The organism is Leucobacter sp. M11 (genome assembly GCF_035726885.1).
Lineage (GTDB): Bacteria > Actinomycetota > Actinomycetes > Actinomycetales > Microbacteriaceae > JAPFRB01.
This window is the reverse complement of the sequence record NZ_JAPFRB010000005.1, coordinates 34,800-35,665: the sequence shown is the minus strand read 5'-3', so window position 1 is coordinate 35,665 and position 866 is coordinate 34,800. Positions and strand designations below refer to the sequence as shown.

The 866-nt window shown below is 73.6% G+C and carries 1 protein-coding gene and 1 pseudogene; both read left to right on the top strand.

Features of this window, described 5'->3' with window-relative positions:
• Positions 1-554 (top strand): TetR/AcrR family transcriptional regulator (locus tag OOT08_RS15420; RefSeq protein ID WP_325093728.1); only part of this gene is annotated, 554 nt, incomplete at its 5' end.
• Positions 555-660: 106 nt separating this feature from the next.
• Positions 661-866, top strand: a pseudogene (locus OOT08_RS15415) (hypothetical protein); the annotation flags it as partial.

Below are 866 nucleotides of genomic sequence, written 5' to 3'. Positions count from 1 at the left end.
CGACCCTCGAGGAGGCCGCCTTCGAGCTCTTTGCCGAGCGCGGCTACGCGGGCACCACGGTCGACGACATCGCCCAGCGGGCGGGCGTCAGCCGAAATACCTTCTTCAACTACTTCTCCGCGAAGAGCGACGTCTTCTGGTCCGAGATCGACGACCGCCTGGCCCTGCTCCCCGGCTTCCTGGCCGCAACGGACCCCACGCTGCCCGCGTTTCGCGCCATCGGCGAGGCACTCGCGGACGCCGCCGGGAGCTTCGGCCCCGAGAACGTCCCCTGGATCCTCACCCAGTACGAGCTGATCGGCAGCCCGGCCGAGGTGCAGGCCTCCGCGCTCAGCCGCTTTGGGGCCCAGGCCGAGGTGCTCCGCCAGTTCGCCGCCGAGCGACTCGGCCAGCACCCGGGCGAACTGCTCCCCCGCGTCATCGCCTACACGACGGTCGGCGCGGTGCTCGCGGCGGCGCAGGCCTGGGCCGCCGCGGGGCCTGGCCGCGGCCCGCTCACCGCGCACCTCGTGCGCACCCTGGCCCCGCTCGCCGACGGCTTCACGTCGAGCTAGCCGCGAGCCGGGCCCGGCGCCCGCGAGGGTCATTGTTGTACCCGGTGCAGTTAATGCGGTAGCGTTCCTCATCGGGCACCGCCGTGCCCTCGAACGGAGGAATCTCATGACCACCCCCAGCCTCAGCGCCCCCGGCCTCGCCGCGCCCCGATTCGGCGCCCCGACCCTCGCCGACCGCGTGTTCCCGCGCTCCGCCGTCACCAACGCCGCGCTGATCGCGGCGGGGACCGCCCTCGTCGCGATCCTCGCCCAGGTCGCCGTCCCGCTCTGGCCCGTGCCCGTGACCGGCCAGACCCTCGGCGTGATGCTCGT